General features: G+C 58.5%; 22 protein-coding genes and 1 pseudogene. 13 read left to right on the top strand and 10 right to left on the bottom strand.

The window, feature by feature from the left end:
• Positions 1–615: 615 nt before the first annotated feature.
• On the top strand, positions 616–1,602 hold the full coding sequence (locus ACQKP1_RS22430; RefSeq protein ID WP_427277099.1) for a substrate-binding domain-containing protein: 987 nt from the start codon (positions 616–618) through the stop codon (positions 1,600–1,602).
• Positions 1,603–1,712: 110 nt separating this feature from the next.
• On the opposite strand, the gene ACQKP1_RS22425 is transcribed toward ACQKP1_RS22430, so the two are convergent.
• From ACQKP1_RS22425 to ACQKP1_RS22405, 5 genes are read right to left on the bottom strand one after another with little or no spacing between them, the layout of a single operon-like run.
• The gene (locus ACQKP1_RS22425; RefSeq protein WP_427277098.1) at positions 1,713–2,978 is read right to left on the bottom strand and encodes an ABC transporter substrate-binding protein; all 1,266 of its coding nucleotides are present in this window, start codon (positions 2,976–2,978) and stop codon (positions 1,713–1,715) included.
• Between the two features lie 25 nt (positions 2,979–3,003).
• The gene (locus ACQKP1_RS22420) at positions 3,004–3,840 is read right to left on the bottom strand and encodes a carbohydrate ABC transporter permease (protein ID WP_427277097.1); all 837 of its coding nucleotides are present in this window, start codon (positions 3,838–3,840) and stop codon (positions 3,004–3,006) included.
• Entirely contained in the window at positions 3,837–4,742 is a 906-nt protein-coding gene (locus ACQKP1_RS22415; RefSeq protein WP_427277148.1) for a carbohydrate ABC transporter permease, read from the bottom strand. The genes ACQKP1_RS22420 and ACQKP1_RS22415 overlap by 4 nt, the downstream gene beginning before the upstream one ends.
• A gap of 22 nt (positions 4,743–4,764) precedes the next feature.
• The gene (locus tag ACQKP1_RS22410) at positions 4,765–5,934 is read right to left on the bottom strand and encodes an ABC transporter ATP-binding protein (RefSeq protein WP_427277096.1); all 1,170 of its coding nucleotides are present in this window, start codon (positions 5,932–5,934) and stop codon (positions 4,765–4,767) included.
• Positions 5,931–6,767 carry a metallophosphoesterase family protein gene (locus ACQKP1_RS22405; RefSeq protein WP_427277095.1) on the bottom strand — a complete coding sequence of 279 codons (837 nt, stop codon included), beginning with the start codon at positions 6,765–6,767 and terminating at the stop codon, positions 5,931–5,933. The genes ACQKP1_RS22410 and ACQKP1_RS22405 overlap by 4 nt, the downstream gene beginning before the upstream one ends.
• A gap of 461 nt (positions 6,768–7,228) precedes the next feature.
• Between ACQKP1_RS22405 and ACQKP1_RS22400 the strand changes: the two genes are divergently transcribed.
• Complete coding sequence (locus ACQKP1_RS22400) at positions 7,229–8,152, top strand: ArdC family protein (protein WP_427277094.1); 924 nt, start codon at positions 7,229–7,231, stop codon at positions 8,150–8,152.
• 274 nt (positions 8,153–8,426) lie between these two features.
• Here the strand turns inward: ACQKP1_RS22400 and ACQKP1_RS22395 are convergent, their stop codons facing one another.
• Entirely contained in the window at positions 8,427–8,705 is a 279-nt protein-coding gene (locus tag ACQKP1_RS22395) for an HU family DNA-binding protein (protein WP_427277093.1), read from the bottom strand.
• 343 nt (positions 8,706–9,048) lie between these two features.
• On the opposite strand from ACQKP1_RS22395, the gene nadE reads away from it, so the two are divergent.
• The 3 genes from nadE to ACQKP1_RS22380 all read left to right on the top strand — a co-directional run bounded on the left by nadE (position 9,049) and on the right by ACQKP1_RS22380 (position 11,106).
• Positions 9,049–9,873: an ammonia-dependent NAD(+) synthetase gene (gene nadE, locus ACQKP1_RS22390; RefSeq protein WP_427277147.1), complete on the top strand. Its 825-nt coding sequence runs from the start codon at positions 9,049–9,051 to the stop codon at positions 9,871–9,873.
• 103 nt (positions 9,874–9,976) lie between these two features.
• Positions 9,977–10,570 carry a cysteine hydrolase family protein gene (locus tag ACQKP1_RS22385; protein WP_427277092.1) on the top strand — a complete coding sequence of 198 codons (594 nt, stop codon included), beginning with the start codon at positions 9,977–9,979 and terminating at the stop codon, positions 10,568–10,570.
• Positions 10,571–10,698: 128 nt separating this feature from the next.
• Positions 10,699–11,106, top strand: coding sequence for a VOC family protein (locus tag ACQKP1_RS22380; RefSeq protein WP_427277091.1), 408 nt, complete (start codon positions 10,699–10,701; stop codon positions 11,104–11,106).
• A gap of 514 nt (positions 11,107–11,620) precedes the next feature.
• Here ACQKP1_RS22380 and ACQKP1_RS22375 read toward each other — a convergent pair.
• Both ACQKP1_RS22375 and dinB read right to left on the bottom strand, forming a co-directional pair.
• On the bottom strand, positions 11,621–13,288 hold the full coding sequence (locus tag ACQKP1_RS22375) for a sensor histidine kinase (protein ID WP_427277090.1): 1,668 nt from the start codon (positions 13,286–13,288) through the stop codon (positions 11,621–11,623).
• Between the two features lie 316 nt (positions 13,289–13,604).
• Complete coding sequence (dinB, locus tag ACQKP1_RS22370) at positions 13,605–14,699, bottom strand: DNA polymerase IV (RefSeq protein ID WP_427277089.1); 1,095 nt, start codon at positions 14,697–14,699, stop codon at positions 13,605–13,607.
• A 157-nt stretch (positions 14,700–14,856) separates the two neighbouring features.
• Between dinB and ACQKP1_RS22365 the strand changes: the two genes are divergently transcribed.
• The 7 genes and pseudogenes from ACQKP1_RS22365 (at position 14,857) to ACQKP1_RS22335 (ending at position 20,997) form a co-directional block, all read left to right on the top strand.
• Positions 14,857–15,165 (top strand): hypothetical protein, encoded by a 309-nt coding sequence (locus ACQKP1_RS22365; RefSeq protein WP_427277088.1) that lies wholly within the window; start codon positions 14,857–14,859, stop codon positions 15,163–15,165.
• Positions 15,166–15,181: 16 nt separating this feature from the next.
• Positions 15,182–17,845: a DNA ligase D gene (gene ligD, locus ACQKP1_RS22360; RefSeq protein ID WP_427277087.1), complete on the top strand. Its 2,664-nt coding sequence runs from the start codon at positions 15,182–15,184 to the stop codon at positions 17,843–17,845.
• 26 nt (positions 17,846–17,871) lie between these two features.
• Complete coding sequence (locus tag ACQKP1_RS22355) at positions 17,872–18,744, top strand: hypothetical protein (RefSeq protein ID WP_427277086.1); 873 nt, start codon at positions 17,872–17,874, stop codon at positions 18,742–18,744.
• Positions 18,744–19,265, top strand: coding sequence for a GXWXG domain-containing protein (locus tag ACQKP1_RS22350; protein ID WP_427277085.1), 522 nt, complete (start codon positions 18,744–18,746; stop codon positions 19,263–19,265). The genes ACQKP1_RS22355 and ACQKP1_RS22350 overlap by 1 nt, the downstream gene beginning before the upstream one ends.
• Positions 19,266–19,668: 403 nt before the next feature.
• A complete protein-coding gene (locus tag ACQKP1_RS22345) occupies positions 19,669–19,848 on the top strand; it encodes a hypothetical protein (protein ID WP_427277084.1) in 180 nt (59 codons plus the stop codon).
• 9 nt (positions 19,849–19,857) lie between these two features.
• Positions 19,858–20,640 carry an exodeoxyribonuclease III gene (gene xth / locus ACQKP1_RS22340; protein ID WP_427277083.1) on the top strand — a complete coding sequence of 261 codons (783 nt, stop codon included), beginning with the start codon at positions 19,858–19,860 and terminating at the stop codon, positions 20,638–20,640.
• A pseudogene (locus tag ACQKP1_RS22335) lies at positions 20,637–20,997 on the top strand (hypothetical protein). Before xth ends, ACQKP1_RS22335 begins: the two are co-directional and overlap by 4 nt.
• Positions 20,998–21,163: 166 nt before the next feature.
• Here ACQKP1_RS22335 and ACQKP1_RS22330 read toward each other — a convergent pair.
• Together ACQKP1_RS22330 and ACQKP1_RS22325 are read right to left on the bottom strand one after the other, a co-directional pair.
• Positions 21,164–21,415, bottom strand: coding sequence for a helix-turn-helix transcriptional regulator (locus tag ACQKP1_RS22330; protein ID WP_427277082.1), 252 nt, complete (start codon positions 21,413–21,415; stop codon positions 21,164–21,166).
• A 277-nt stretch (positions 21,416–21,692) separates the two neighbouring features.
• A complete protein-coding gene (locus ACQKP1_RS22325) occupies positions 21,693–22,073 on the bottom strand; it encodes a hypothetical protein (protein WP_427277081.1) in 381 nt (126 codons plus the stop codon).
• 341 nt (positions 22,074–22,414) lie between these two features.
• Between ACQKP1_RS22325 and ACQKP1_RS22320 the strand changes: the two genes are divergently transcribed.
• Positions 22,415–24,544, top strand: a complete 2,130-nt coding sequence (locus tag ACQKP1_RS22320; protein WP_427277080.1) for a putative bifunctional diguanylate cyclase/phosphodiesterase — start codon at positions 22,415–22,417, stop codon at positions 24,542–24,544.
• The last annotated feature ends 150 nt before the right edge of the window (positions 24,545–24,694 follow it).

Genomic DNA, 24,694 nt, shown 5'->3' with positions numbered 1-24,694 from the left:
TCCGATTCCCTTCAAGGCGCGGGACACCTCCCAAGCCGCGCGCCGAGCACAGCGTGGTGATTTCCCTTCACAAATCCAAGAATTGTCGTTCGACACCTTCGCTGCTGTTGCGTCGGGCTATGCACGGAGCCAAAAGTATTTCCAGTTCGATGAAGCTGCTTGGTCGCAAGCAGCGATTCCGGAACATCTGTTTTGGACGCTATCAACGACAAGGCCTGGGTTGGTCGTCAACGACTGCAAACGATCAGGCCCTCAGCGACAACGTCCACTATCGCCGAGAATTCCGCAGGCTTTGTCGTACTCGTCCCGAAACCAGTCTATCGTCCATAGTTCTTAGCTCCTCATCATTCCGGTCGCGCTCCTCTGCTTGATGGACGGTTCGGTGATGTCACATTCCAGTCACGGTCGGCGACGTAAAGCCAGATGGTTGGCCATGTGACGAAGGTTTGCGCAGACGGGTTGAGCTGGCTTGCGCGACATCCATCTAAGCTGATGGGAACCCTGACCGAGTGACTGCCGACTGAGAGCCGGAGCTGGCCGTCGTCAGGGGATCGTTGAGGCATCCCGGTGCTGCCTGATGGCGGGCGCTGCGTCTATTGAAGTGAGCGATGAAAAATGTCGACGATTGAGGAAATTGCCTCCCGCGCCGGTTGCTCCATGGCCACTGTCAGCCGCGTGCTCAATCGCAGCGGCCCGGTCAGTGAAGCCATGCTGCGACGTGTCCGCAAAGCCGCATTGGAGCTCGGCTACCAGAAGACGGAAGGAAACGCGGCAGCTAGGCGCCATCGTCCGGTTGTTGGTGTTTTAATCCCCAGTATCAGCAATCCCGTGTTCGCGGCGTCCTTGTCCGGTATCCAAAGCCGAATGCGCGTTGCCGGGCATGGGGTCCTAATTGCCCAATCCGACTATGATCCGGCCCGTGAACCAGAAGCGGTTGCAGCCCTTCTGGCCGAAAACCCGACGGGCCTTATCATGACCGTCTGCAATCCCCTCGTTAGCCAGTCGAGTTTGTCTGACGAGTTGCCACCGACCGTTCTTCTCCACAATCAGCCGACATCACGCTTCAAGGCCGCCGTTGCCACTGACAACAGACGCGCCGGACGGGAGCTCGCCGACCATCTCATCCATCATGGCCATCGCCAGATTTTGTTCGTGTCCGGTCGATTTGTCAGTTCCGACAGGGCAAGGTTGCGCTACGAGGGCTACTGCGACGCCATGCAAGACGCAGGTCTCAAAATCGCAGATGCCTTGGAAGTCTCTCTTGCGACCGGCTACGGAGAGCTTGATCTCTCAGAGGTCTTGTCGCGAAAGCGGCCGACAGCCATCATTGCCTCCAACGATCTTCTGGCCCTGGGGGTGATCAGTGCAGTGAGACGCGAGGGGTTCAAGGTACCAGATGATGTCTCTGTCGCGGGATTTGACGGGATTGCCATCGGGCAACTGATGTATCCGCCCCTCACCACGATCGAAATGGCGGATGCCAGCATGGGGGCGACGGCTGCCTCCCTTCTCCTCGACATCGCTTTAAATTCGGCTTTGCCGCGGCATCTGACACTGGGCTACAAACTGAACCCTGGCGGCACGGTTCGACAGCTTTCGTAAACGCATGGTCGATGCTTTCGTCCTTGTCAGGACTTGCCTCCGGTCAAGGACGCGCCGCCTATGGTCAAGGCGGCGCGCATAGTCAGGGCTTATTTGACAGAGCCTGGTCTTCAGCTTCTGGGCAGCAGGCCTTCGACTTCGGCGGCAGCGTCGTCGAGCGCTTCCTTCGGCTCGGCCGATTGCTCGACCACACGTGAAAGATTTTCCACGATCGTCTGGGTGACCTTCACGCCGTTGGAGCCAGGAAAGGCGTACCAGGGCTGCATCAGCGGCATCTGCTCAAGGCCAGCGCGAAACAGCGGGTTTTCCTTGTAGAAGTTGCCGAGGTATTCAGGCGAGGTGGCGGCAAGCTCATTGTTCGGGACATATCCGGTGCCGGGAACGACAACCGAGGCGCCGTAGGGACCGGCGGCGAACTTGATGAACTTCCAGGCCGCTTCCTGCTTCTCAGCGTCGCGGGTCAACATGACGGCAGCATTGCCGCCCGTCGGCAGCTTGCCATTGACGGGATCAAGGCGCGGGATCGGGCCGGTGCGAAGATCGAACTTGTCGCCGACATTCTTGATGGTATTGCGCAGCGCGCCTGTGGTCTGAAAGGCAAAACCGACCTTGCCGGCGACGAAGGCCTGTTCGCCTGCCTGCTTGGTAAAGACCGGGAGGCCGCCTTCCTTGACCATGCGGTCGACCAGTTCGAAGGCCTTCAAGCCTTCAGGACCGTTGAAGGCGACAGTCACCTCGTCATCACTCAGCATCTGACCGCCCGCGCCGAACAGAAGTGCTGAGAACATCCAGTCATCACCCTGCCAGCGGAAATCGATGCCTTCCGTGCCGTTGCCGAGTGCCTTGATCTTTGACGAGAGCGCAATAACCTCGTCCCAGGTCTTCGGCGGCTGGTCGGGGTCGCCACCGACCTGGCGAACGAGATCGGCATTGTAATACATGATCGGGTTGGAGGTGGCGAAAGCAAGTCCAACCTGTTTGCCCTTCACTTGAGCGAGCTTCAGGATGTTTTCCGAGAAACCCTGCTCGGCCATGTTGCCGTCTCTTTCCATGAAAGGTGCAAGATCGACCGGAATGTCACGCTCATCAACCATGCGCAGGCGATTGAGACCGATAAAGGTGACGTCGGGCATTTCTGCCGTGCCGGCCTGGCGCATGATGGTCTGGATGCCTTCCTCATAGGTCGCGGAAGGGTTTGCAAAGGTGATCTTGATGTCAGGGTTCTCTTCCATGAACTTCTTCGAGATCGTGTCCATCACGTCCTTGAAGAAGCCGGGCATGGGATAGTGGACGTTGAGCGTCGTTTCGGCATGGGCCGGAGCGCTCACCGTAAGCGTCAAGGCAAGAGCTGCCAGCGCCTTCTTGAGATAAGTCATCGCAGTTCTCCTGGGTTGCGACCGGTCAGCCTTTGAGTCCGGTCATGGTGATGCCCTCGACGAAGCGTTTCTGCGCAAGCAGGAAGGCGAGCACGAGGGGGAGGGTGATAATCAGGGTGGCAGCCATCAATGCGCCGTAATCGTCGCCGGCCTCGGCCGCGCGAAAGTAGAGCAGTCCGAGCGGTGGCGTCGCATAGGCCTGATTGGTGACGACGATCAGCGGCCAGAAAAGATCGTTCCAGTGTGCAACCACCGAGAAGATCGAAAAGGCGGTGATGGCCGGCCAGGCATTCGGCACTATGACCCGCGCAACAATTCCAGCCTCGGACATGCCGTCCAGGCGTGCCGCGTGGATCAGATCGTCCGGGATCCCTCGGAAAAACTGCAGGAAGAGGAAGATGGCAAAGACCGAGATCGAGAAGGGAGCGACCAGCGCGAAATAGCTGTTGAGCACCGAGAGGCGATCAAAAGCGACGTAAAGCGGAAGTGCTGTCGCGTGGATCGGCACCAGAAGTCCAAGCATCACAAGCGCCATCATCAAGCGCGCGGCGCGAAAGGACAGCTTCGCCATGGCATAGGCGCATGGGATCGCCACCAGCACCTGCACCACAAGGATCAGGCCGCAAACGATGACGCCGTTCAACAGCAGGTTTTCCATCGACACCCGCCCGAAGGCTTTGGCGAAATTCTCTGCATAGGACCAGGTCTGCGGAATGAGGTTGAGCGAAGACGAGAAGATCTCGCTTTGCGCCTTGCCGGCCGTGGAGATCATGAAGATGTAGGGGGCGAGAAAGACGAGTGCGCCAAGGCAAAGCAAAGCGAGGCGCAGGACGCGAACCGGGGTGAAGCGATCGGTCATCATGTGTAGTGCACCTTCCGGTCCATGACGCGGTATTGCAGGACCATCAGCGAGACCAGGATTGCCAGAAAGATCACGGTCATTGCCGAGGCGTAGCCGACCTTCAGATAGACGAACCCTTCCTGGTAGATGGTGAAAAGCAGGACCTCGGAGGCCTTGTTGGGGCCTCCTTCAGTCAATGTCTTGACTGTCTCGAAGACCTTGACGGCATTGATGATCGAGATCGTCGTGACAAAGAGTGTCGTTGGTCCGAGCATCGGCCAGGTGACAAGGCGGAAGCGGGAGAGCGCCAAGCGGGCGCCATCCACTTCCGCTGCTTGGTAGAGTTCGCGGGGAATGGCAGACAGACCAGCCAGGAAGAGAACCATGTTGAAGCCGGTTGCCTGCCAGATGCCGATGATCGACAGGCTCGTCATGACCGTGCTTGATGCACCAAGCCAGTTTGGTCCCTCGATGCCAATCATGGTCAAAGCTGCGTTGATCGGACCGATGGTCGGGTGGAACAGATATTGCCAGACTGTTGCCATGGCGACGAGCAACGATGCCACCGGCAGGAAATAAGCGGTGCGGAACAGGCTTTTGCCAAAGCCTTCTCTCTCGATCAAAAGGGCGATGCCAAGTCCAAGCGCCATGGAGACGGGTGCGACGATCGCAGCATAGACCGTCGTATTCCACAGGGACTTCTTGAAGGTGCGGTCGGTCAAGAGATCGGCATAGTTCTCGAAACCGACGAAATTGAAACTGCCATAGCCGAGCTCGAAGTCGGTGAAACCCAGAAAGATCACGGCAATTGTCGGCAATATGACGAAGGCCAGGAGCAGGATGAGGGCAGGCGCTGAAAGCAGTAGCGCAATGCGCGCCTCGCGGCGCCTGGACATTTGATGAGCGCTGATATGGGCCATCATCGGGCCAGGTTCGATCGCAAGGCTAGCCATGGGCCGCCTCCGTGCGTCTGGCGGAAACCATGGCAACCTTTGCAGACAGCCGGTCACCGTTTTCGTCAAAGACCAGGATTGCTGACGGATCAAGTTTCAGATCGATGGGCTGGCCCGCGGCCAGACCGATCGCCTCGCCAGGCGCGATCTTGGCAACGACAACGCCGTCCATGGCCGCAAGCCTGGTGAAGACGATGACTTCTGAGCCGAGGAATTCAAGCCGCTCTATACGGGCCGGCAGACTGCCTTCGCCGGCACGTGTCAGGTGAACGAATTCCGGACGAAACGCCACGGTGACGGGCGTGGTCGGCTTGAGCGGAGCATGGGGCAAGAAGCGGATCTCGCCGGCCTGGACAAGGCCGTTGTCGTCGACCACGGTGGGCAGGAGATTGATGCGCGGCTGGCCCAGGAATTTGGCGACTTCGAGATGGACGGGTTCATCATAGATCCGACGGGGGCTGTCGAATTGCAGCAGGCGTCCACCGATCATCACGGCGACCCGGTCTGCCATCGACAGCGCCTCGGACTGATCATGTGTCACATAGAGCGTCGGGACACCGGCCCGGCGGTGCAGTTCGACGATCTCGCCGCGTGCGTGAACGCGAAGATTGGCATCGAGGTTGGACAGAGGCTCGTCCATAAGGAAGACGCTTGGATGGCGGACCATGGCGCGGGCGAGTGCCACGCGCTGGCGCTGGCCCCCCGACATCTGGCCCGGCTTGCGGTCAAGGAGATGGTCGATCTTCAAGGAGGTGGCCATGGTCTGCACCTGGCGCTGGATCTCGGACCTGATCTTTCGCTGCTCTGGCAACAGACCGCCGATCAGGGGCATGCGCCCAGCGACTGAGAGACGGCGCATGGCCAGGGGAACGGCAATGTTCTGACCCGCGGTCAGATGCGGGTAGAGGGCGTAGGACTGAAAGACCATGGCGATGTTGCGATCACCGGCCGCCCGTGAAGACACGTCTTCACTGCCGATGATGATCTCACCCCGGTCGGCATGATCAAGGCCGGCGACGATGCGAAGCAGCGTGCTCTTGCCGCAGCCGGAGGGACCAACAAGGGCAATGAACTCACCCGCTTCGGCCTGAAGGCTGACACCCTTCAATATGCTGTTGCCGCCATAGGACTTGTTGATGTCACGAAGACTGAAGGCACTCATTGCGCGGCCTCCACAGACGCAGTTGTACTGTTGCGCGGATAGACGTCGTCGATCACCTCGTCGAGAACATGTGCTGTCGTGCCGGCAACCGGGACAAGTTCGCTTTCGACCGTTTCGCCGAGCCGATGGATTGCTGCCCCGACGATCCGGCTGCCCGGCATTTCCCGCTCGAGTTTGTCGATGATGAATGACGTCGGAGGCGCCCAGACAAGCTGCGTGAGCCCCAGGCTTCCCTGCCAGGCCCAGTGGAGATGGCCGCTGGCATACAATGCGACCTGATGCTCGGCCAGCAGATCGAGGATTTCGCGGCGTTGTCTGGGTGGTGCTCCCCAATAGCCGGTGTCTCCTTCCTCTGGGGTGTCGACGAAGAGAGGCTTGTGGGCGAAGATGACCACGCGGCGACCATCGCGGTTCGCAAGGGTATCGCTCAGCCAGACAAGCTGTGTGTCTTCCTCAACATGACCGGAGCCGATGAGCAGGCTGTTGATGCCGATGACCAGCCAGTCGCCGATAACCTTGGCAAAGCGATCCGGCCCGACAAGAGCACGCCAGCGCTTGAGGCGCAGATCGTCGATCGGCTGATGGGACCCTGGCATGTGACCGACATCGTGGTTTCCAGGCACGACCAGGACTGGCACTGTCAATTCGCCAAGCAGTGCCACGGAGAAACTGAGATCCTCGTCAAGATCAGCCCCATCGACGCTCAGGTCGCCCGTATGGACGACAAGGTCGGGCTGTTCGTCTTCGATCCACTGCCGGATCGGATCCCAGTTGCCGTTGAAATGCGGCTTGGTCGGGCTGAAATGTGTATCGCTGATCTGGATGATCTTCATCGCTTGCACCTTGTCATGACGAGGCTGCAGCTCGACCCGGATCGAACCGGCTGCCTTCCTCGACGTCTTTAGGCGCTCAGCATGTCAGCGACGTAAGATGGCTTTCAGTCTCCTTCCAGTTTCGTCATCAATCCGTCACTCGGCCACGTTTCACCATTTCTTGCTCCAAGCTTGATCCGCGGTCGACGGTCTCGAGGACGGCTGTCGGTGGGCATGGCATCAGGGATCGCCTTCGATCAGATCCTCAAGCCTGTTGATGATCTGGTGGCGCCTCCTCTCAATGAACCACACCATAGCTGCCTTCCTTGGGCTTTCCTGACAGCCCCTCCCATCCCATGCAACGGTATGCACCGTCTTTTCGCTTCGCCCGCCCCTTCGGGGTGCATGGGCTGTTTTGGCCTGTCTCTCCGGACGCCATCAGGCCGCGATGGTCGCGGTCTCCACAGCGAAAGGAAGCAATCATGTCCAAATCATCGTCATCCAAATTCGATGTCCATCAGGAAGTCACCAACCGCATCGTCGATGCTCTCGAAAACGCAGGCGAGTTCCAGCTCCCCTGGATCGGCAATACAGCGACAAGCTTTGCACGTCCCGTCAATGTCGCATCACGCAAGCCCTATAACGGCGTGAACATTGTCTCGCTGTGGATCGCTGCCCAGGCGTCAGACTATCCCTCGAATGTCTGGGGCACCTACCGCCAGTGGCAAGAGGCCGATTGTCAGGTCCGCAAGGGCGAGAAATCCTCCCTCGTCGTCTTCTACAAGACTTTCGATGTCGAGCAGGTCAATGACCAGACCGGCGAGGCCGAGCAGACCGAACGTAAGGTTCTCCGTGCCAGCTGGGTCTTCAATGCCGCCCAGGTCGATGGTTTCCCTCTTGATCAAGTGGATATCCCGGACCTGCCCGCATTCGATCCGATCGCTCGAGCCGAAGCCTTCGTTAAGGCAACCGGTGCTGTCATCGAGGAGGGGGGTGACAAGGCCTGCTATGTCCCGTCTGCTGACATCATCCGCATGCCGGAGCGTCGCCGCTTTATGGGCACGGCCACCACAAGCCCTGCAGAGGGATATTACAGCACGCTCTGCCATGAACTGACGCATTGGGCAGGATCGAAGGGCCGTCTTTCACGCGATCTGTCCGGCAGATTTGGCACTGAAGCCTATGCCATGGAAGAGCTCGTCGCCGAACTGGGGGCTGCCTTCCTGTGCGGCGATCTCGGTCTGGTACCCGAGCCGCGTCTGGATCATGCCCAGTACATCAAGCACTGGTTGACCGTGTTGAAGTCCGACAAGAAGGCGGTGTTCACCGCAGCGTCGAAAGCCTCCGAGGCCAGCAACTGGTTGATGTCTCTTTCGTCCTCGCAGCGCGACGAGGGTGCGGCTTAGGCCGCATTCCTTTGACGAGTTTGACAATCGCGCGATACGCTCAACGTAGCTGAGCAAATTCCATGCATTTCGAACCGCTTAAAAACAGCGTGTAAGAACGCGCCATGGATGCCTGTTGGCTGCCACAGCGCCCGCATCGCTTGCCTCTGAGGCCACACACTGCGATCCATGGGGTAAGATCGTGTCTCATGCCGCCCTGGCCGACATGACGGCCAAGGGGGGCGTGCGTAGATCTGGCGGCCGATAGGGCCACCAGTTCCGGCGAATAATGCCCTTAGCCGTTCAGCGCATCTTTCAAAGCCTTGCCGGGCGTGAAGGCCAGCTTCTTTGCCGCAGCAATCTTGATGGTGGCACCGGTCGCAGGGTTGCGACCTTCCCTTTCAGGGGTATCCTTGACCTTGAACTTGCCAAAAGACGGAATGGATGTCTCAGCGCCAGCCTTTGCGGCTTCAGCGATCTGGCTGAAGACGCTCTCGACGATCGCCTTTGCCTGAGCCTTCGTCAGGTTGTGTTCGGATGCGATTTTGTCGGCAATTTCGTTTGTCGTGGTCATGCCTAGGTTCCTCGTGTTGAGAGCAATTCATTATCTGTGTCCCAGAAAATCCGGCAGGAATAGCCGAACAGGTCTGATCACCCTTTTTGATCGTGGATAGACCACAGGAAAATTAAGCCAGAGCGAGCTTGCAAAGGCTTGTTTGCCTCTGCTGCTTGTCAGTCCGGATGGAGCCCAGATGGCGTTGCTATCCTTGATCAAGCCTTGAAGATCGTCCGGTAAGCTGTCTCGTGCGCCGGGTCCGGTCGAGTTGGGAACGATCAGCGCCCGGCGCTGTTTGCCTGAAATGACGACGCCGAACCGCGTCAACTTATGGCAACTGGACGCAAACGACCGGGTAATTATGACAATCGCACAGCAAACCATCGCCTCAGCTTTGGGCGTCACGTCTCACTTCAATGCAGAGGAAGAGGCGCATCGTCGCGTGGTGTTCCTGAAGGAGTATCTGCGCAATTTGTCGTGCCATGCCTATGTGCTTGGCATCAGTGGCGGTGTCGATTCATTGACCGCCGGGATGCTGGCGCAGTCTGCTGTCTCGCAGCTCCGTGAGGACGGTTATCAGGCAAGATTTATTGCTGTCCGGCTGCCCTATGGTGTGCAAGCGGACGAAAAGGATGCGCAGATGGCACTTGATGTCATCCAGCCAGACCGCGTGGTAACAGCAGACATCAAGCCAGCTTCTGACGCCATTTGGGATGCCCTTGCAGCGGACGGTGCCGACCTTATCGACATCAAGACCAGGCATTTTCATCTGGGAAACATCAAGGCCCGACAGCGCATGATTGCCCAATACGGTCTGGCAGGAGCTGTCCGGGGTCTGGTCATCGGTACCGATCAGGCCGCAGAAGCGCTCATGGGCTTTTTCACCAAGTTCGGGGACGGGGCAGCTGACATTCTGCCCTTGGCCGGGCTGACAAAGAGACGGGTCAGGGCAATTGCTGCAGCAATGGGTGCGCCCAGTGAACTCGTATATAAGGTGCCCACTGCGGATCTGGAATCCGACGCACCTTTGCGGCCCGATGAGCAAGTCTTTGGTGTCACCTATGATGAGATTGATGATTTCCTGGAAGGAAAGGCGATCCGCGCGGAGGCCGAGGAGCGCATACTGGCATTTTACCGCGGCAGCGAACACAAGCGCCGTCTGCCCGTGACCCCTCTCGTGGACTAGACATAAGTGAGCTCGTTACAGGCCGGCGCGCCGACTGGTTGCTGGCTGCGAGCGCCTGAAGCCTGCCGGCGGAACTTTCATTCAAGGCTAAAGTTCGGGGCTCATGGAGAGCCTGATCGGAAATAGCAACTGGATCCATCTCTGCATCGACATGCAGCGCATGTTCGCCGAGGAAACGGCTTGGCAAGTTCCATGGATGCAGACTATCTCGCCTCAAATTACTGAAGTTGCCGAACGACATGCCCATCGGACGATCTTCACCCGTTTCATCCCGCCAAGGCGGCCTGCGGACGTATCCGGCATGTGGCGCCGCTACTATGAAAAATGGGAGGTGATGACGCTCGAGCGGCTAGACCCCGGCATGATCGATCTTGTGCCTGCACTGAAGGCAATGGTGCCGCCGGCGCGTATCTTCGACAAGATGACCTATGCGCCTTGGACGTCCGGCGAACTTCATCGCTCGCTGGTCAAGGAGAGGGTGGACACGCTTGTTCTGACAGGAGGCGAAACGGATGTCTGTATTCTTGCCGCAACGCTCGGTGCAATCGACCTCGGCTACCGGGTCATTCTTCTCAAAGACGCCGTCTGCAGCGGCACCGATCAAACCCATGATGCTTCGCTCGAAGTCCTCCATGACCGCTTTTCCGTTCAAGTCCAGTTCCTTCAGACCGAACAGTTTCTGAGCGAAGCTGGCTAGGGCCCCATTTGGCTTACTGAGGGCAACTGATCGGCAGGGGGTTGGCAAGGTGCCATTCAGGACCGGCTGATCATTACAGCTCGCCATAGTCTGGCCAGGAATGTTATCCGCAACGATGAGGTCTCGAGATGTTCAGTCATGTCATGATCGGGGCAAACGACATTGAGGCCATGCTTGCCTTTTACGATCGGGTCCTCGAAACACTTGGCCTGACGCGTGACAGCGCTCAACCGCCCGATAGTCCGGCCGGCTTCATATGGTTGCGAGGCAAAGCCCGGTGGCCTCAATTTGCACTGAGGCATCCCGTCAACGGACATCGGGCGACGGTCGGAAACGGCGTGCAGATCAGCTTTGCTGCGTCATCGCCACAGCATGTCATTGCAGCCTGGACGGCGGCACTTGAGAACGGGGGATCAGACGAAGGGGCGCCCGGTTTCCGGCCACGATATAGCAGCGACTTTTTCGCCGCTTATTGTCGGGATCCCGAGGGCAACAAACTGTGCTTTGTCCATGCCCATGAGTTTTCGGTGAACTGACAGAGAAATGGAACTATGCGGTTGTTCTGTGCTGCGAGGGTCGAAGCTGTCGCAACCGGTAGCAATCCCGCCTGCGCCACGCTCCTGAGGTCCGAGCCTCAACACACCGTCCTGGCCGCAACACGCGGCTGCGAAGGGAGTGCTTCAATCGCAATGTCAGCTGTGAGTTTCTCTCACGATACCCCAGTAAAGGTGGGTCGATTAGAGTGAACCCGCGAGGATCAGCCTTTGCTTCGATCGCAGCCGAACCGGGCATAAAAAGTGCCGCTGTTTTTGCCAGTCTGGGAGGACATCTGGCAGAGGCTTCTCGATCTTTCCGGGAGAAAAGACGATCGCGACGCTCCCATTACACAGAAGCGAACCCGTCGCGTCGTGTATCGTTCCGCGGCATGGAGCAAGAAACAATTATTTGTCGGCGTACCGGCGAGGAGCATCAGTTGGGTGCCGGTCGCTCTGCCGTCAACCTTGTCGCTTGACACGGTAGCCTCGTTTCAGACGTCGGCGAAGCCGACCCTCAGCTCAGCTGCGTCGGCTTGCCCGGGACGACTTCCTCGAACGTGATGGTGCACTTGAGACCATCGGCAGAGAAATCGAGATCCAGTTCCGACTTGTAGGTCGCGGGAAAGGCGCGGCCGATCAGCTGAGAGCCAAAGCCCGCGCGTTCGGGTTTCGACACCGGTGGACCGTGCCTCTCCTGCCAGCAGAACGAAACGCGTCCATTCGCGCTCGACCACGAGATCATGACGCGCCCGTTCTTGTCACTGAGCGCCCCATACTTCGTGGCGTTGGTGGCAAGTTCATGGATGATCAGCGAAAGCGCCAGACCACCTTCGGGCTGGATGGGAAGGGGCGGACCCGCGATCTGGAAAGGTGTATCGGTGTTGTTCTCATACGGCGCAAGCGCGGCTCTCACGACTTCGGCGATCTGCGTGTCTGGCGTGCCTTCCTGCCCAGTAAAAAGCAGATCATAGGCGCGACCCAATGCCGACAATCGCTGGGAAAATGACGTGAGGCGCTCATCGCGGGGAAAGGTCTGGCGCGCGATGGCGGTTACCACCGCAAGCGTGTTCTTGACCCTGTGCCTGAGCTCTCCGACCAGCAATGCACGACGTTCTTCGGAAAGATCTGCTGCAAGACGTCTTGCCTCGAGTTCATCAAGCAGGCTGTCGACCGTACTTCCGACGAGCCCGAGTTCACTGTCGGTACTCTCCATACGGGTTCGGCTGGAGAGTCGTCCCGCCTTGTAAGCCTCAAGTACGCCGACGATCCGATAGATTGGTCTGATGATCAATCGATCTGCGACAACTGTCGCGGCCAGAAAGGCGGTCAAGACGCTGAGCAGTACCATTGACAGGCTCGCCCAGGTCGTTCGGTTGATGCTGTGAAAAGCCTCAGCGCTGGAGAGCCCGGCGCTGACGAATATCGGCATGCCGAGGGTGGCCGGCCGATAGGCAATAATCGTCTGGTCGCGGCCGTCCATCCCGACCGCGTCCAATGTGCCAGGATCTGTGGCTTGTAGCTTGGACGAAAGGATGTCTGGCAAATTCTGGCCGATAAGCCCACCGGAACTTGGAGCCTGTGACAGGATCACGCCTTGCCGATCGGCCAATATGACAGTCCCCCGACCAGTCAGGTCTCGCTCTGCCATCCGTTCCTGCAGCCAGTCGAGCCTTATGGCTGTTGCAACGACGCCGATGACGGCACCGTTGCGCAAGAGTGGCACAGCCACTGGAAGAACGGCAGCGCCGGTCAGTTTGCTGACGGTATAGTTGCCCACCACCAATGTGTCAGCGTCAGCAGCCAGGCCTTCATTGACATAGGGTCGCTCCGAGAAATCGACGCCGGCCGGATTCCCCTGGCTGTCGCAGACAAGTTTGCGTTGCGCGTCAATGACCAGGATTGCGCCGGTCATTTCAAGATTGCTCGCGATCCGCCTCAGTGAGGTGCCGCAGTTCAAGGGATCGAGATCGACCACAGTTGGCAGGGTTGAGACCGCGATCAGCAGGCTCTTTGCGCCTTCCAGCACCCTGTCCAGTTCTGCTGCAGCGTCACGAGCGGTTTGAGACACTTGATTGTGAACCTCGACGCGTCGCTCCTGCCGGTTCGACAGCTCATTATAGGTGAGGAGGCCGATGCCCGGCAGCAGCGCTGTGACCGCAACCGCAAACAGTCTCTTTCTCACATTTTTCTCCATTCAGGCCGAAGGCGATCGAAACCCTTCCATTTGAGGCACTCTTCTCGGTTAGAACTGATTTGGCAATTGCAAATCGAGGGTTCTGCGGTCCCCCGCTTGCCGTCGCCAAAGCCCGCGACATCTCTCCGTTACCGATGGCAAGTCCTGCCGCGCCTGCGCATTCAGTCTTGAGGTGTCGTGTGCGCTGCAATCTCCTTGACCCTATGGTGCCGAGATCGCGCCGCAATTGTTTCAAAGCTTGGGTCAGCGGAGACCAGGCGATTCCGTCATTGCTCCATGGTGCATGTGATCAAAGCTTCCATCGCTACAAAGCAAGACCGAGCTGGGGCTCATCGACCTGATCATCTTTCTTTTCGCTAGAAAGTGACGACAGGGTCAATCCAAGCAGGCGGACCGGACGTTTGAAGGGATAGAGGCCGGCAAGCAGCACGTCGGCAACCTGCAGGATATGTTCGACATCTGCAAACGGGACGGAAGTGGTCCGGCTGCGGGTCACCTGGGCAAAATCGGTATACTTGACCTTCAAGGTGAGTGTCTTGCCACTGAGGCCCTTGGCTTTGCAGGAAGACCAGACCTTTTGCGCGAGCGGTCGCAGCTCGTCTGATGCTGCCTGAAGTGCGCTGATGTCGACGGCGAACGTGTCTTCGGCACCAATGGATTTGCGCTCCCGATCCGGCCTGACCGGGCGCTCGTCGATGCCTCTGGCAATCCCGTAAAAGAAGGGGCCGGCCTTGCCGAAGTGTTCGCTCAGAAAGGTCAGAGATTTTGCCCTCAGATCGGCGCCGGTCTCTATTCCCAATCGGTGCATCTTCTCGGCAGTGGCGGGACCGACCCCGTGAAATTTCTTGACCGCCAGATGCTCGACGAAGGTCGGGCCACGTCTCGGCGTAATGACCGCCTGGCCGTTCGGCTTGTTGAGATCGGACGCCATCTTGGCCAGGAACTTGTTGTAGGAAATGCCCGCCGACGCATTGAGCCCGGTTGCCGCCTTGATCTTTGCGCGGATTTCCAGGGCAATCTCGGTGGCAATGGGCATGTCCTTCAGGTTTTCGGTGACATCGAGATAGGCCTCATCGAGCGAAAGAGGTTCAATCATCGGTGTGTACTCGGCAAAAATCTGGCGGATCTCTTGGGAGACCTCGCGGTAGACGTCAAACCTCGGCTTCACGAATATCAGCTCGGGGCATTTGCGGGCGGCCGTGACCGATGGCATGGCCGAATGAACGCCGAACAACCGGGCCTCGTAACTGGCCGCAGCGACAACACCCCGTTCAGCGGCTCCGCCAACTGCCAGGGGTTTGCCACGAAGTTCCGGATTGTCGCGTTGCTCGACCGAGGCATAGAAGGCGTCCATATCCACATGGATGATTTTACGGAGGGTCGCGGGTCGGGCATCCATGGTGGTCAGCACTCAAATCCGGAAGAAACGAAACAAGAACATATCAATGTTCTGCCGCCCGTGCACCTGTCAAATGCGTTTCGCCCAGGCCACGGTGGAAACTCCTGTGGCGCCCGGGCGTTTCGTTTCCATGATTTTGTGAAACCGGAGGATAGTCATGGCCGACGAGAGCACCACCACCATCAACGCCGCCTTTGAAACGCGAGAGGCGGCGGACCTTGCCGTCGAGCATCTTGTCCAGCAACATGGTGTCGCCCGGACGGATATCTTCATCCAGTCTGCCACCAGCGACAACACGTCCGGATTCTCACCATCTGGCGGCGATGCCTCTCACGATGGCGGAGTGCGCCGCGACGCGCCGCTGAACGGCGAAATCGAAGTCTCTGCAGACATTCGGTCGAGCCTCGTTCCGGCGGTTGAACGGGCCTTTGGCGAGCTCGGTGCTCTCAAGGTTTCGGGCCACTGAGTCTGGAGATAGGCAAATGGCTGACACGCTCTCCACCTATCGATCCAAGCGCGATTTTGAAAAGACGCTTGAGCCGAGCGGAGCGGGCAGCGTCAAGCCATCGAACCGCTTTCGGTTCGTGATCCAGAAACACGATGCCACCCGGCTGCACTATGACTTGCGACTGGAACTGGATGGTGTTTTCAGATCCTGGGCGGTGACCAGGGGACCGTCGCTTGATCCGCAGGACAAGCGGCTCGCCGTTGAAGTCGAAGATCATCCACTCGATTACGGGGACTTCGAAGGCACGATCCCGAAGGGCCAGTATGGCGGCGGTACCGTGATGCTGTGGGACCGCGGCTACTGGGAGCCGGAAGGGTCGAAGTCGCCAGAAGAGGCTTTGAAGAAGGGCGACTTCAAGTTCACGCTTGAAGGCGAGCGTCTCAAGGGCAGTTTTGTGCTTGTACGCATGCGCAGTGATCGAGACGGCGGTAAGCGCACGAACTGGTTGTTGATTAAGCACCGGGACGAGCATGCGGTCGATGAAGACGGTGCCGCAGTGCTCGAGGAAAACAGGACATCGGTCGCATCCGGCCGCAGCATGGATGAGATTGCCGCCGGTAAAGGACGCAAACCTCGCCCCTTCATGCTTGCCAATGCCGAGATCAAAGCCGATGCGCAATGGGACAGCCGTCATGGCCTTGCCGCGGACAAGCGAAAGAAGGCGTCGCGGAAGAAGGCTTCGAGCAAAAGCGGGTCTCACTCTGCGAAATCAAAGCTGCCCGACTTCATTGCGCCCCAGCTCTGTGAAACCGCCGCCCGTCCCCCTCAGGACAGCCATTGGCTGCATGAGATCAAGTTCGACGGATATCGCATCCAGATACGGGTGGAAGACGGCAATGTTACTCTCAAGACCCGCAAGGGTCTCGACTGGACGGCGAGGTATCCTCAAATCGTCAGCGTCGCCGCACACCTTCCCGACTGCATTATTGACGGTGAGATTTGCGCGCTTGATGAAAACGGTGCGCCAGACTTCGCAGCCCTCCAGGCAGCTCTATCAGAAAAGGCCACCGGCAACCTTGTCTATTTTGCCTTCGATCTCCTGTTTGATGCATCGGAGGACCTGCGTGGCGATCCCCTTGTCGATCGCAAAGAGCGCCTGCGGCAGCGACTGGCCGAGGCCGATGCAAACGGGGCAGGCGATCCAAGGCTGCGCTTCGTCGAGCATTTCGAGACAGGTGGCGATGCTGTCTTGCGGTCGGCCTGCAAGCTCTCGCTCGAAGGCATCGTGTCGAAACGGGCCGATCAGCCCTATCAGTCAGGGCGCAGCAAGACATGGGTCAAATCGAAGTGCCGCGCCGGCCATGAAGTGGTGATCGGCGCCTATGCCAAGACCGACGGCAAGTTCCGCTCGTTGCTTGTCGGGGTCAACCGGGGCAAGCACTTCGTCTATGTCGGTCGGGTTGGCACGGGCTATGGGGCAGCGACCTTGGAAAAGCTGCTACCCAAACTGAAGGAGCACGAAGCATCCCGGTCACCCTTTACCGGGATCGGTGCTCCGAAAAAGACGGCCGAGCTCGTCTGGCTGAAACCCGAACTGGTTGCCGAAATTGAGTTTGCCGGATGGACAGCAGACGGTCTCGTTCGCCAGGCAGCCTTCAAGGGATTGCGCGAGGACAAGCCCGCTAGAGACGTCGAAGCGGAAAAACCTCAATCGCCGGACAAGGTCGCGTCTCCGGATCCGCAAAAGGCAAGGCGGGCTTCGCCCAGGCGGCGCAAAGGCGCCAAGGCCGAGGTCATGGGGGTCATGCTGTCCAGTCCAGACAAAGCGCTCTGGCCTGACGCTGGCGATGACGGACCCGTTACCAAGGAGGATCTTGCACGATACCACGAGGCTGTTGGATCCTGGCTTATCGAGCATGTCAAAGGTCGGCCATGCTCGATCATAAGGGCACCTGATGGCATTGATGGACAACAGTTCTTCCAGCGCCATGCCATGCCGGGGACTTCGAACCTTCTGGAACTGGTAAAGGTCAGCGGTGACAAGAAGGCTTATCTCCAGGTCGACCGCATCGAGGGCCTGATTGCGATTGCCCAGATCGGTGGCCTCGAATTGCATCCCTGGAACTGCGAGCCGGGGCATCCAGACATCCCTGGCCGGATCGTCTTCGACCTCGATCCTGGACCTGACGTTCCGTTCTCGGCCGTGGTTGAGGCCGCGCGCGAGATGCGTGATCGCCTTGATGAGCTCAATCTCATCAGCTTTTGTAAGACCACGGGGGGCAAAGGCCTGCATGTGGTCACGCCCCTTGCAGTGAACAAGAAGAAGCCGCTCTCATGGGACGAAGCCAAGGCCTTCGCCCGTCAAGTCTGCCAGCAAATGGCTGAAGACGATCCCGGCCGCTATCTGATCAAGATGACAAAGAGCCTGCGAAAGGGCCGCATCTTTCTCGACTATTTACGCAATGATCGCATGGCAACGGCAGTCGCGCCGCTGTCACCGCGGGCCCGGCCGGGTGCAACCGTCTCCATGCCGCTGGACTGGACCCAGGTTAAGTCCACGCTCGATCCGACAAGGTTCACGATCAGGAGCGTTCCAGCCCTTCTGAAGAAGACATCGGCCTGGGAGGACTATTGCGATGGCGAGCGATCTTTGGAGCAGGCAATCAAGACGCTGACGAAGAAGAGGGGCATGCGGTGAGCAGCGCGACTGAACCGGGAAAAGCCATGGCCGAGGCGGTTGAGAGCGCCACCGGTGCCACCGCGGATCTGCCGCATGACCGGGTAACGATTGAGCGCTTTCGCCAAGCCTTTCCGCGCGCCCGCTGGAGTGAGCACAAGCGCGCCTGGTTCGTACCCGGCCGGACCGCTCAAACGCGTATCGGCCGGTTCCTGGCAAGGCTCGAGGCGGAAGGCGAAGCCTTTGCCGATGAAAAGGGTCGTGACGCCTTTGCCTTTGATCCGATCAAGAGCCGCTATCTCGAAGCCGGATCAACCGCCCTTTTGATCCGCACACCCTATTCCAGGAGGCTGATCTCCAAGATCCGCGAGATCGAAGGTGCCAGATGGGACCCCGACCGGAAGCTCTGGGCCGTTCCCTATCGGTCCCTGGAGGATCTGCGGCGCCACTGGCCATTGATCGAGACGATTGCCGCAGAAAGCGAACCTGAGGCAAGACAGGAAAGACGGAACGCGCTCAGCGGAACCGAAGAAGGCGAGGTGAAAAAAGCCCGGGCCCGGGAGAGGCGACGGCGGCGTTATCCGGTGCCGGTCACGTCGATGCTGCCGATCGACCGCGCGATATCCACTAAGATGGGCGTGGTTTTCTTTCTCGGTGGAAGCGGAGAGCTTGCCGACGCAAAGACGATCGAAACCTTGTACTTTCCACCGGTCGAGGCAGAGGATTATGTCTGGGTTGACTGGCGGGTGGGGACGCTTGCCGAACTGGTCACGACCTGGCCGACCCGGTCAGAGCCAACGGTCGAGGAGCGAAAGCGCGGCTGGTGGTTGCCGACACTCGACGAATTGCGGATCGCAAGGCGCGCGGCCAGATCAAGGGAGAAGGCGAGACAACACCGTTTAAGCAAGGACGATGCCTGATGAATGCGCTCTCAGCCCTTGAAAGGTTTCGGCAGCTCGCACCGGTCGAGCCTGAGAAACTCATAGGTCTATGGAGGGGGCGCGGGGTGCCAACCGGCCATCCCCTCGATGGTATTCTTGAAAACCTCGGCTGGTTCGGCAAGCGCTTTACCGAAGATCTACGCGCCGATGCTTTGCTCTTCCAGTCGGGTGACAGGCGCCTGACAGCCATCGATCCCGCGCCAATCCCGTTACGCCTGGCGCTTCGCTTTCATTTTCTTGGTCGGACACGCACTGCCCGCAACCTCTTCTCCCATCTACAGAAAGGCATGCGTGCAGCCGGGCCGACGGCCATGCTCAAGGTCTTGCCATATGAGGGGATGAGAAGTGCTGCCATGGTCTATGACCGGATGCCAATTACCGATTACTTTCGCCAGATTGGCGAGGACAGGCTGATGGGACTGATGGTCATCGAGAACGATGTCCGTCGTTACTTCTTCGAGCTTGAACGTGTGAGGGATCCGGCCGAAGAGGGGAGATGACAGGTCTTGCGAAGAGGGCTTTGACCCACCATCTAACTCTCAGTACCCGTCATAGACGATCATGGTTGCGCAGCACCTCCGCCGCGCGACATCGTCCGGGTCGACAAGGGCGCTCCCCGAAAGGGTTGAGCGCCCTCGTTCTTTTGCAATGCTGGTCGTTGTTCACGGGCCATGATCCGACCCTGTCGGAGCATACTTTGACGTTGTTTGGATGGGTCCCGACCTGTTCGTCGGTCACCCCTGTATCACAGCCAAGGCGGGAAGACTGAAAAGCGTTGCTTCAATCGGCGGCGCTCAAGATGCTTTCTAGTCTGAAAGGTGGGGCCGGCGAACGCGGTGACCACATGCATCTTTTCTGTGATCCATGCGTTGTTTCTCCACAACTGTCGAGAAGGAGAAGCTCATGAGCAAGCGCGAATTGATCGATACCGGCACGGACAAGCGCTATGTCCGGCGCGACGAGGACGGCAAGTTCAAGGAGAGCGTCGATGTCGGCCGCTCCTTGTCTGCCGACAAGCGGCACAAGGCAAAAGGCGATGCAAAGCCTGGCGAAGGCGATCGTGGTGATCATCGCACCAAGTGATCATGTCCGGTGAAAATCGCGACCTACAATATCAACGGCATCAATGGGCGGCTGGACATCCTGCTGCACTGGCTGGATGAAGCCGCCCCCGACATTGTCTGTCTGCAGGAACTCAAAGCCCCCAGTGAGAAATTCCCGCTGAAGGCACTTGAGAGGGCAGGGTATGGTGCCATATGGCGCGGTCAGAAGAGCTGGAATGGCGTGGCAATCCTTGCGCGGGGCACGGATCCCATCGAGACGAAGAGGACCCTGCCGGGCGGACCAGATGACGAGCCAGATGACGGACAAAGCCGCTACATTGAAGCGGCCGTCAATGGCGTCATCATCGGCTGCCTCTATCTTCCGAACGGCAATCCGGCGCCAGGTCAGAAATTCGACTACAAGCTACGTTGGTTCGAAAGGCTGCGCATCTATGCGCAAGAACTGCTCGAGCTCGACATTCCGGTGGCCCTGGTTGGTGATTTCAACGTCATGCCTGCTGATCTCGATGTCTACAAGCCCGAGCGATGGCGCGATGATGCGTTGTTTCGCCCTGAGGTGAGAAACGCCTATGCGGCTCTTCTTGAACAGGGATGGACGGATGCGGTCAGGCGTATGTTCCCGGATGAGAGGATCTACACATTCTGGAAGTACTGGCGAAATGCGTTCGAACGGGATGCGGGCCTGCGGATCGACCATTTCTTGCTAAGCCCTCAGCTCGCGCCGGAATTGAAGGCAGCCGGCGTCGATCGGTGGGTTCGGGCATTACCGAAGACGAGTGACCATGCGCCTGTCTGGATCGAGTTGGAATGACCGGTAAAAAGACGGCCTCCGCTTCTTCGTTAAGGGACAAGGCAGCTGTCTATCCGGAGACGCCGGATGGGCGATATTTCGTGGTCAAAGGCCGGCTCTGGCGCAAGAGCGATCCCTCACTTGCGCCTGCCCGCCGAGAAGCTCTGATCAAGGAACTGATGGCAGCGCGTCGAGCGCTGTCAAAGCCTGAGAGCGACGAGCGGGCTGTTGGCGAGATCCGTCAACGCGTCGATGCCGCCAAGATTGCACTCGGCGAGCGCGGGCCAGTCTTGGTGGGACGACGGAGCACCGGATTTCAACCGGTATCTCGTGAAAAACACGCCCTATGCCGACTGGTATTCCCGCTTAGTCGGATAACGACCGCGGCCTATCCGGCAGGCTGTGTTCTTCCATCACTTACGCTGCCTCGCATCGCGTTCCAGTCGCTGAAGCCATTCCTTCGCATAGGCGAATGATGGCCGGCCATCCCTTGCAACATCGAGGGTACCAACATGAAGGCCGTAAAGTCGAACGGAGGCTGACATCAGAGGCTTGGCTCCTCATCCGATGCCTGGGCACTGGATTCTGCCGTCACGTTTGCTTCGAGACGAATGCCCAGCCCCGTTACGATATTTAGCACCATGTCGATGGGTGGGTTGACCCTGCCACGCTCAAAATCCGACAGCCATTTTTGGGAATAGCCAACCAGGCCGGCGGCACGAGACTGCGTCAAGCCGCGTTGCTTGCGCGTGCGCTTTACCAGCTCACGGAGGTCATCGACGGTAAGAACATGCATTCTATCACTGATCGATTATGAATCGGATATTTGCTCAATTTATCACCTATGGGTTATAAAAACAATGTGATGGAATTGTTGTAACTGTTCGGTGATACTTCATCCTCGCGGAAGTGGGGGCACGAGCGTCGCTATTCGAGGAGCGACGAGCGGGCTGTTTTAGAGATCCGTCAACGTCTCAATGCCGCCCATCGGAAGCGGAAGATACGCAAAAAAGAAAGATGGTCGGCTAGGCATCAGTTTACACGATGTGCGTCGTCGGCACGATCGCAAGGCGTCACATCTTGATATCAGCCTTCATCACCCAATCCTTCGGCGTTTCGCCAGGGTCTCCAGAGTGAGAGCTGCGCCTTGGGCGTGAGGCAGATGGAAGGATTTGGGGCGTTTCGAATTCGAGGGCGACGTCTTGTTTGGGCTCTTCAGCCTCAAGAACGGTCTTCAAGGCGTGAAAGTCCCGCCAGATGGATGCCAGAAACGGGGCACTCGCGATCGGGAGCTTGAGGACCTGCTCAAGTTTTCGCGTCAAAGCAGCGCTCGACCTTTTCAGACGCTGCGAGGTCTGCGGATCCTCAGTGATCGCCGTCGTGATCGCATAGATCTGGCGAACAGTTCTCACGTCCGTCGCGTGCCTCAGATACGCGGAAATGCTGCGTGCCATTGATCACTCCGTGTCAGCCCCAAGAGTTAACGCAATGCCCCTCAGTTTGCAGGGGGGCAACGCCTGCCATGGTTAGAAAAGCCTTAACAGCCGCACCAGACTGAAGGGACTGTGCTGCGCAACGGCACATGAAGGATGATGCCGAGCAGCCGTCTGATCATGTCGGCTGCCGGCGGCGGAGCCAAGTCGGGTGACCTGCCACTTTTAAGTAACGAAGCGTTAAACACGACCGTTCACGGATTTAACATTGCTACTTGCTTAGGTACGCGAGCAGCGCTTTTCCCGCGAGACATGATGTCACCTGCTGGTCCCTGTGTGACCGTCAGCCATGAGATCATGTTATGTTCAGATTTTTCCGTCGTTTTAGCGCCTATAATTCTAACTGGCAGATTGGGACGGTCACTGCGGTCTTCGTGATCATCGCGGCGATACTGTCTGCGCTCGTCTCCCATTCCATTTTCGAAATGCGTCGCTCAGCCGATGTGATCGATGATGGGCGAGCCCGTAAAGCTGCGGAAGTCGCGGTTTTGTCGATGCGCGAGACACTTGCAGCAACCGTCAGAGACAATGCCGTATGGGACGACGCCTATGTGGCCATGGATGCGCCCGATGCGGCAGCCTGGGCCTATGAAAACTGGGGCAAGACCAGCGAGGACTACGAACTATATGACGGCGCGATCGTCACGGCACGTGAGAAGACCGTTGTGTCTGCTCATTGGAAAGGTGCGCCTTTCAATCCCTTCGCCGCACTCGGGGGGAATTTTGAACAGCAGATCCGACAGGCCAATCGGATAGGTGGCCATACGGTCTTGAGTTTTCAACGCGTCGGAGACGCAGTGCTCCTTCTAGGGTCGCTGGCAATTCAACCCTATTCGGATTCTGTTGATGAGGACGCGTTCAACATCCTCACTTTCTTCAAAGTCATTTCCCCAGAGGTCGTTAGTGGCGTGTCCGGCGAGTATCAGTTGCGTGACCTGTCGCTCACTTTCGCCGCGCCGGCCCCTGGAATGCTGAATTTGGCCATTAATGATATTCACGGCGAGCCATTTGCGCACCTGCAATGGCCAAGGGAATTGCCCGGCACCCGGGTCTATCACGAGGTCAGCGGTTATCTGACGACAGGACTGGTGCTGTTTGCACTGTTTCTGGTCGGGATCCTTGTCGCTGGCAGCCTGGAAGCCGCCCGGCTACGTCGAATGGCCATACGGGAAAAATGGAACGCGACGCATGACCGGTTGAGTGGCCTGCTCAACCGTGCAGGCCTTCTCGACGTTTTGAGAACCAGGGCGAGGTTTCCAATCAGTGTGCGTTCCTTGCACCTTCTTGACCTTGATGGCTTCAAGCAGGTCAATGACGCCTGGGGGCATGCGGTGGGCGACGAGTTGATCGTGCTGGTCTCCAAGCGGCTCCTGTCGATCTGCCCGCCGGGCACGACGGTTGCGCGTCTCGGCGGTGACGAATTCGCAATTCTTCACGACCGCGACGAGGCCATGGCGTTCAGCCAAGATGTGATTGCCGAGATGGCAAAGCCATTTGACATTGGCGGACGCACGATCGAAATCGGTGCCAGTATCGGCTTTGCCTTTGCCACCAGAGGCGTGGACCCGCTGGAGCTCCTCCGGCGCGCAGACATGTCACTCTATCAGGCCAAGGAAAGCGGACGCGGGCGGGCGGTCGAATATTCAGTCGCACTCGACGAAGAGCGTGACCGGCTGGCGAGCCTCGAAGGTGAGCTTCGCACAGCAATTGCCACGCGTGCAATCCGGCCGGTCTTTCAGCCGCTGGTCTCTGCCAGCAGCGGAGATATCTGCGGCGTCGAGGCGCTTGCAAGGTGGCAGACACCTGCGGGTTTCATCAGTCCTGAGGTGTTCATTCCACTGGCCGAGCGTGCAGGACTGATCGATGCGCTCGGCATGCAAATGCTAGAGCATGCCGTCAAGACGGCTCGGGCCTGGCCAGGGTTGGAGCTGTCGGTCAATGTCTCTCCGATCCAGTTGTGCAACCCCTCCTTCCCGTCGCAGGTCACGGAACTATTGGCCAGGAAGAATTTCGATCCGAAGCGACTGACGCTCGAAATCACCGAGGGCGTATTGATGTCAAACCCGGACATGTCGCGTCGGGCCATGCAGACACTCCGAAAAGTCGGGATAAAGTTTGCGCTTGACGATTTTGGTTGCGGCTTTGCGTCGATTGGCGCGCTTCGACAGTTTGGGTTTGAGCGCATGAAGATCGATAGATCACTGGTCTGGGCATCTGATGACGAAGGCCAGGGAAGCGGTGTGCTTGAGGCGACAATCGCGCTGGCCGTCGCGCTGGAAATCCCCGTGACTGCCGAAGGGGTGGAAACGTCGAAGCAGGCGCAGCTGCTGCGCTCTGCCGGGTGCCAGCAGCTCCAGGGATTCCTCGTCGGGAAACCCATGACGGAGGTTGAGCTGGAGACGATGATGAAACAGTCTAATGCGGCCGCCTGATCGTCGAGAATCGGGGAGGCGCGGTCGACTGGCCGCCAGGTGAAGCCGCGTCGATGTTGCAGGCGGTTGAGACGAGTAGCTGTCGGGAAATAAGTTGGAAAGCAATTCCCAGACAAACGAGCAACCAAATGAGGTCGTGCCGTCAGGATC

The organism is Allorhizobium sp. NPDC080224 (assembly GCF_050281005.1).
Classification (GTDB): Bacteria; Pseudomonadota; Alphaproteobacteria; order Rhizobiales; family Rhizobiaceae; genus Allorhizobium.
Note: the sequence above shows the minus strand (reverse complement) of the source record. Positions and strands in the feature narration are given on the sequence as shown.

Coding starts and splice junctions, on each gene's coding strand:
- ACQKP1_RS22365 (WP_427277088.1), top strand. CDS start 14,857: ATGGCCGACGAGAGCACCACCACCATCAACGCCGCCTTTGAAACGCGA.
- nadE (WP_427277147.1), top strand. CDS start 9,049: ATGACAATCGCACAGCAAACCATCGCCTCAGCTTTGGGCGTCACGTCT.
- ACQKP1_RS22330 (WP_427277082.1), bottom strand. CDS start 21,415: ATGCATGTTCTTACCGTCGATGACCTCCGTGAGCTGGTAAAGCGCACG.
- ACQKP1_RS22345 (WP_427277084.1), top strand. CDS start 19,669: ATGAGCAAGCGCGAATTGATCGATACCGGCACGGACAAGCGCTATGTC.
- ACQKP1_RS22430 (WP_427277099.1), top strand. CDS start 616: ATGTCGACGATTGAGGAAATTGCCTCCCGCGCCGGTTGCTCCATGGCC.
- ACQKP1_RS22405 (WP_427277095.1), bottom strand. CDS start 6,767: ATGAAGATCATCCAGATCAGCGATACACATTTCAGCCCGACCAAGCCG.
- ACQKP1_RS22320 (WP_427277080.1), top strand. CDS start 22,415: ATGTTCAGATTTTTCCGTCGTTTTAGCGCCTATAATTCTAACTGGCAG.
- ACQKP1_RS22400 (WP_427277094.1), top strand. CDS start 7,229: ATGTCCAAATCATCGTCATCCAAATTCGATGTCCATCAGGAAGTCACC.
- ACQKP1_RS22425 (WP_427277098.1), bottom strand. CDS start 2,978: ATGACTTATCTCAAGAAGGCGCTGGCAGCTCTTGCCTTGACGCTTACG.
- ACQKP1_RS22410 (WP_427277096.1), bottom strand. CDS start 5,934: ATGAGTGCCTTCAGTCTTCGTGACATCAACAAGTCCTATGGCGGCAAC.
- ACQKP1_RS22350 (WP_427277085.1), top strand. CDS start 18,744: ATGAATGCGCTCTCAGCCCTTGAAAGGTTTCGGCAGCTCGCACCGGTC.
- ACQKP1_RS22415 (WP_427277148.1), bottom strand. CDS start 4,742: ATGATGGCCCATATCAGCGCTCATCAAATGTCCAGGCGCCGCGAGGCG.
- ACQKP1_RS22420 (WP_427277097.1), bottom strand. CDS start 3,840: ATGATGACCGATCGCTTCACCCCGGTTCGCGTCCTGCGCCTCGCTTTG.
- ACQKP1_RS22395 (WP_427277093.1), bottom strand. CDS start 8,705: ATGACCACGACAAACGAAATTGCCGACAAAATCGCATCCGAACACAAC.
- ACQKP1_RS22380 (WP_427277091.1), top strand. CDS start 10,699: ATGTTCAGTCATGTCATGATCGGGGCAAACGACATTGAGGCCATGCTT.
- ACQKP1_RS22385 (WP_427277092.1), top strand. CDS start 9,977: ATGGAGAGCCTGATCGGAAATAGCAACTGGATCCATCTCTGCATCGAC.
- ACQKP1_RS22325 (WP_427277081.1), bottom strand. CDS start 22,073: ATGGCACGCAGCATTTCCGCGTATCTGAGGCACGCGACGGACGTGAGA.
- ACQKP1_RS22355 (WP_427277086.1), top strand. CDS start 17,872: ATGGCCGAGGCGGTTGAGAGCGCCACCGGTGCCACCGCGGATCTGCCG.
- ligD (WP_427277087.1), top strand. CDS start 15,182: ATGGCTGACACGCTCTCCACCTATCGATCCAAGCGCGATTTTGAAAAG.
- dinB (WP_427277089.1), bottom strand. CDS start 14,699: ATGGATGCCCGACCCGCGACCCTCCGTAAAATCATCCATGTGGATATG.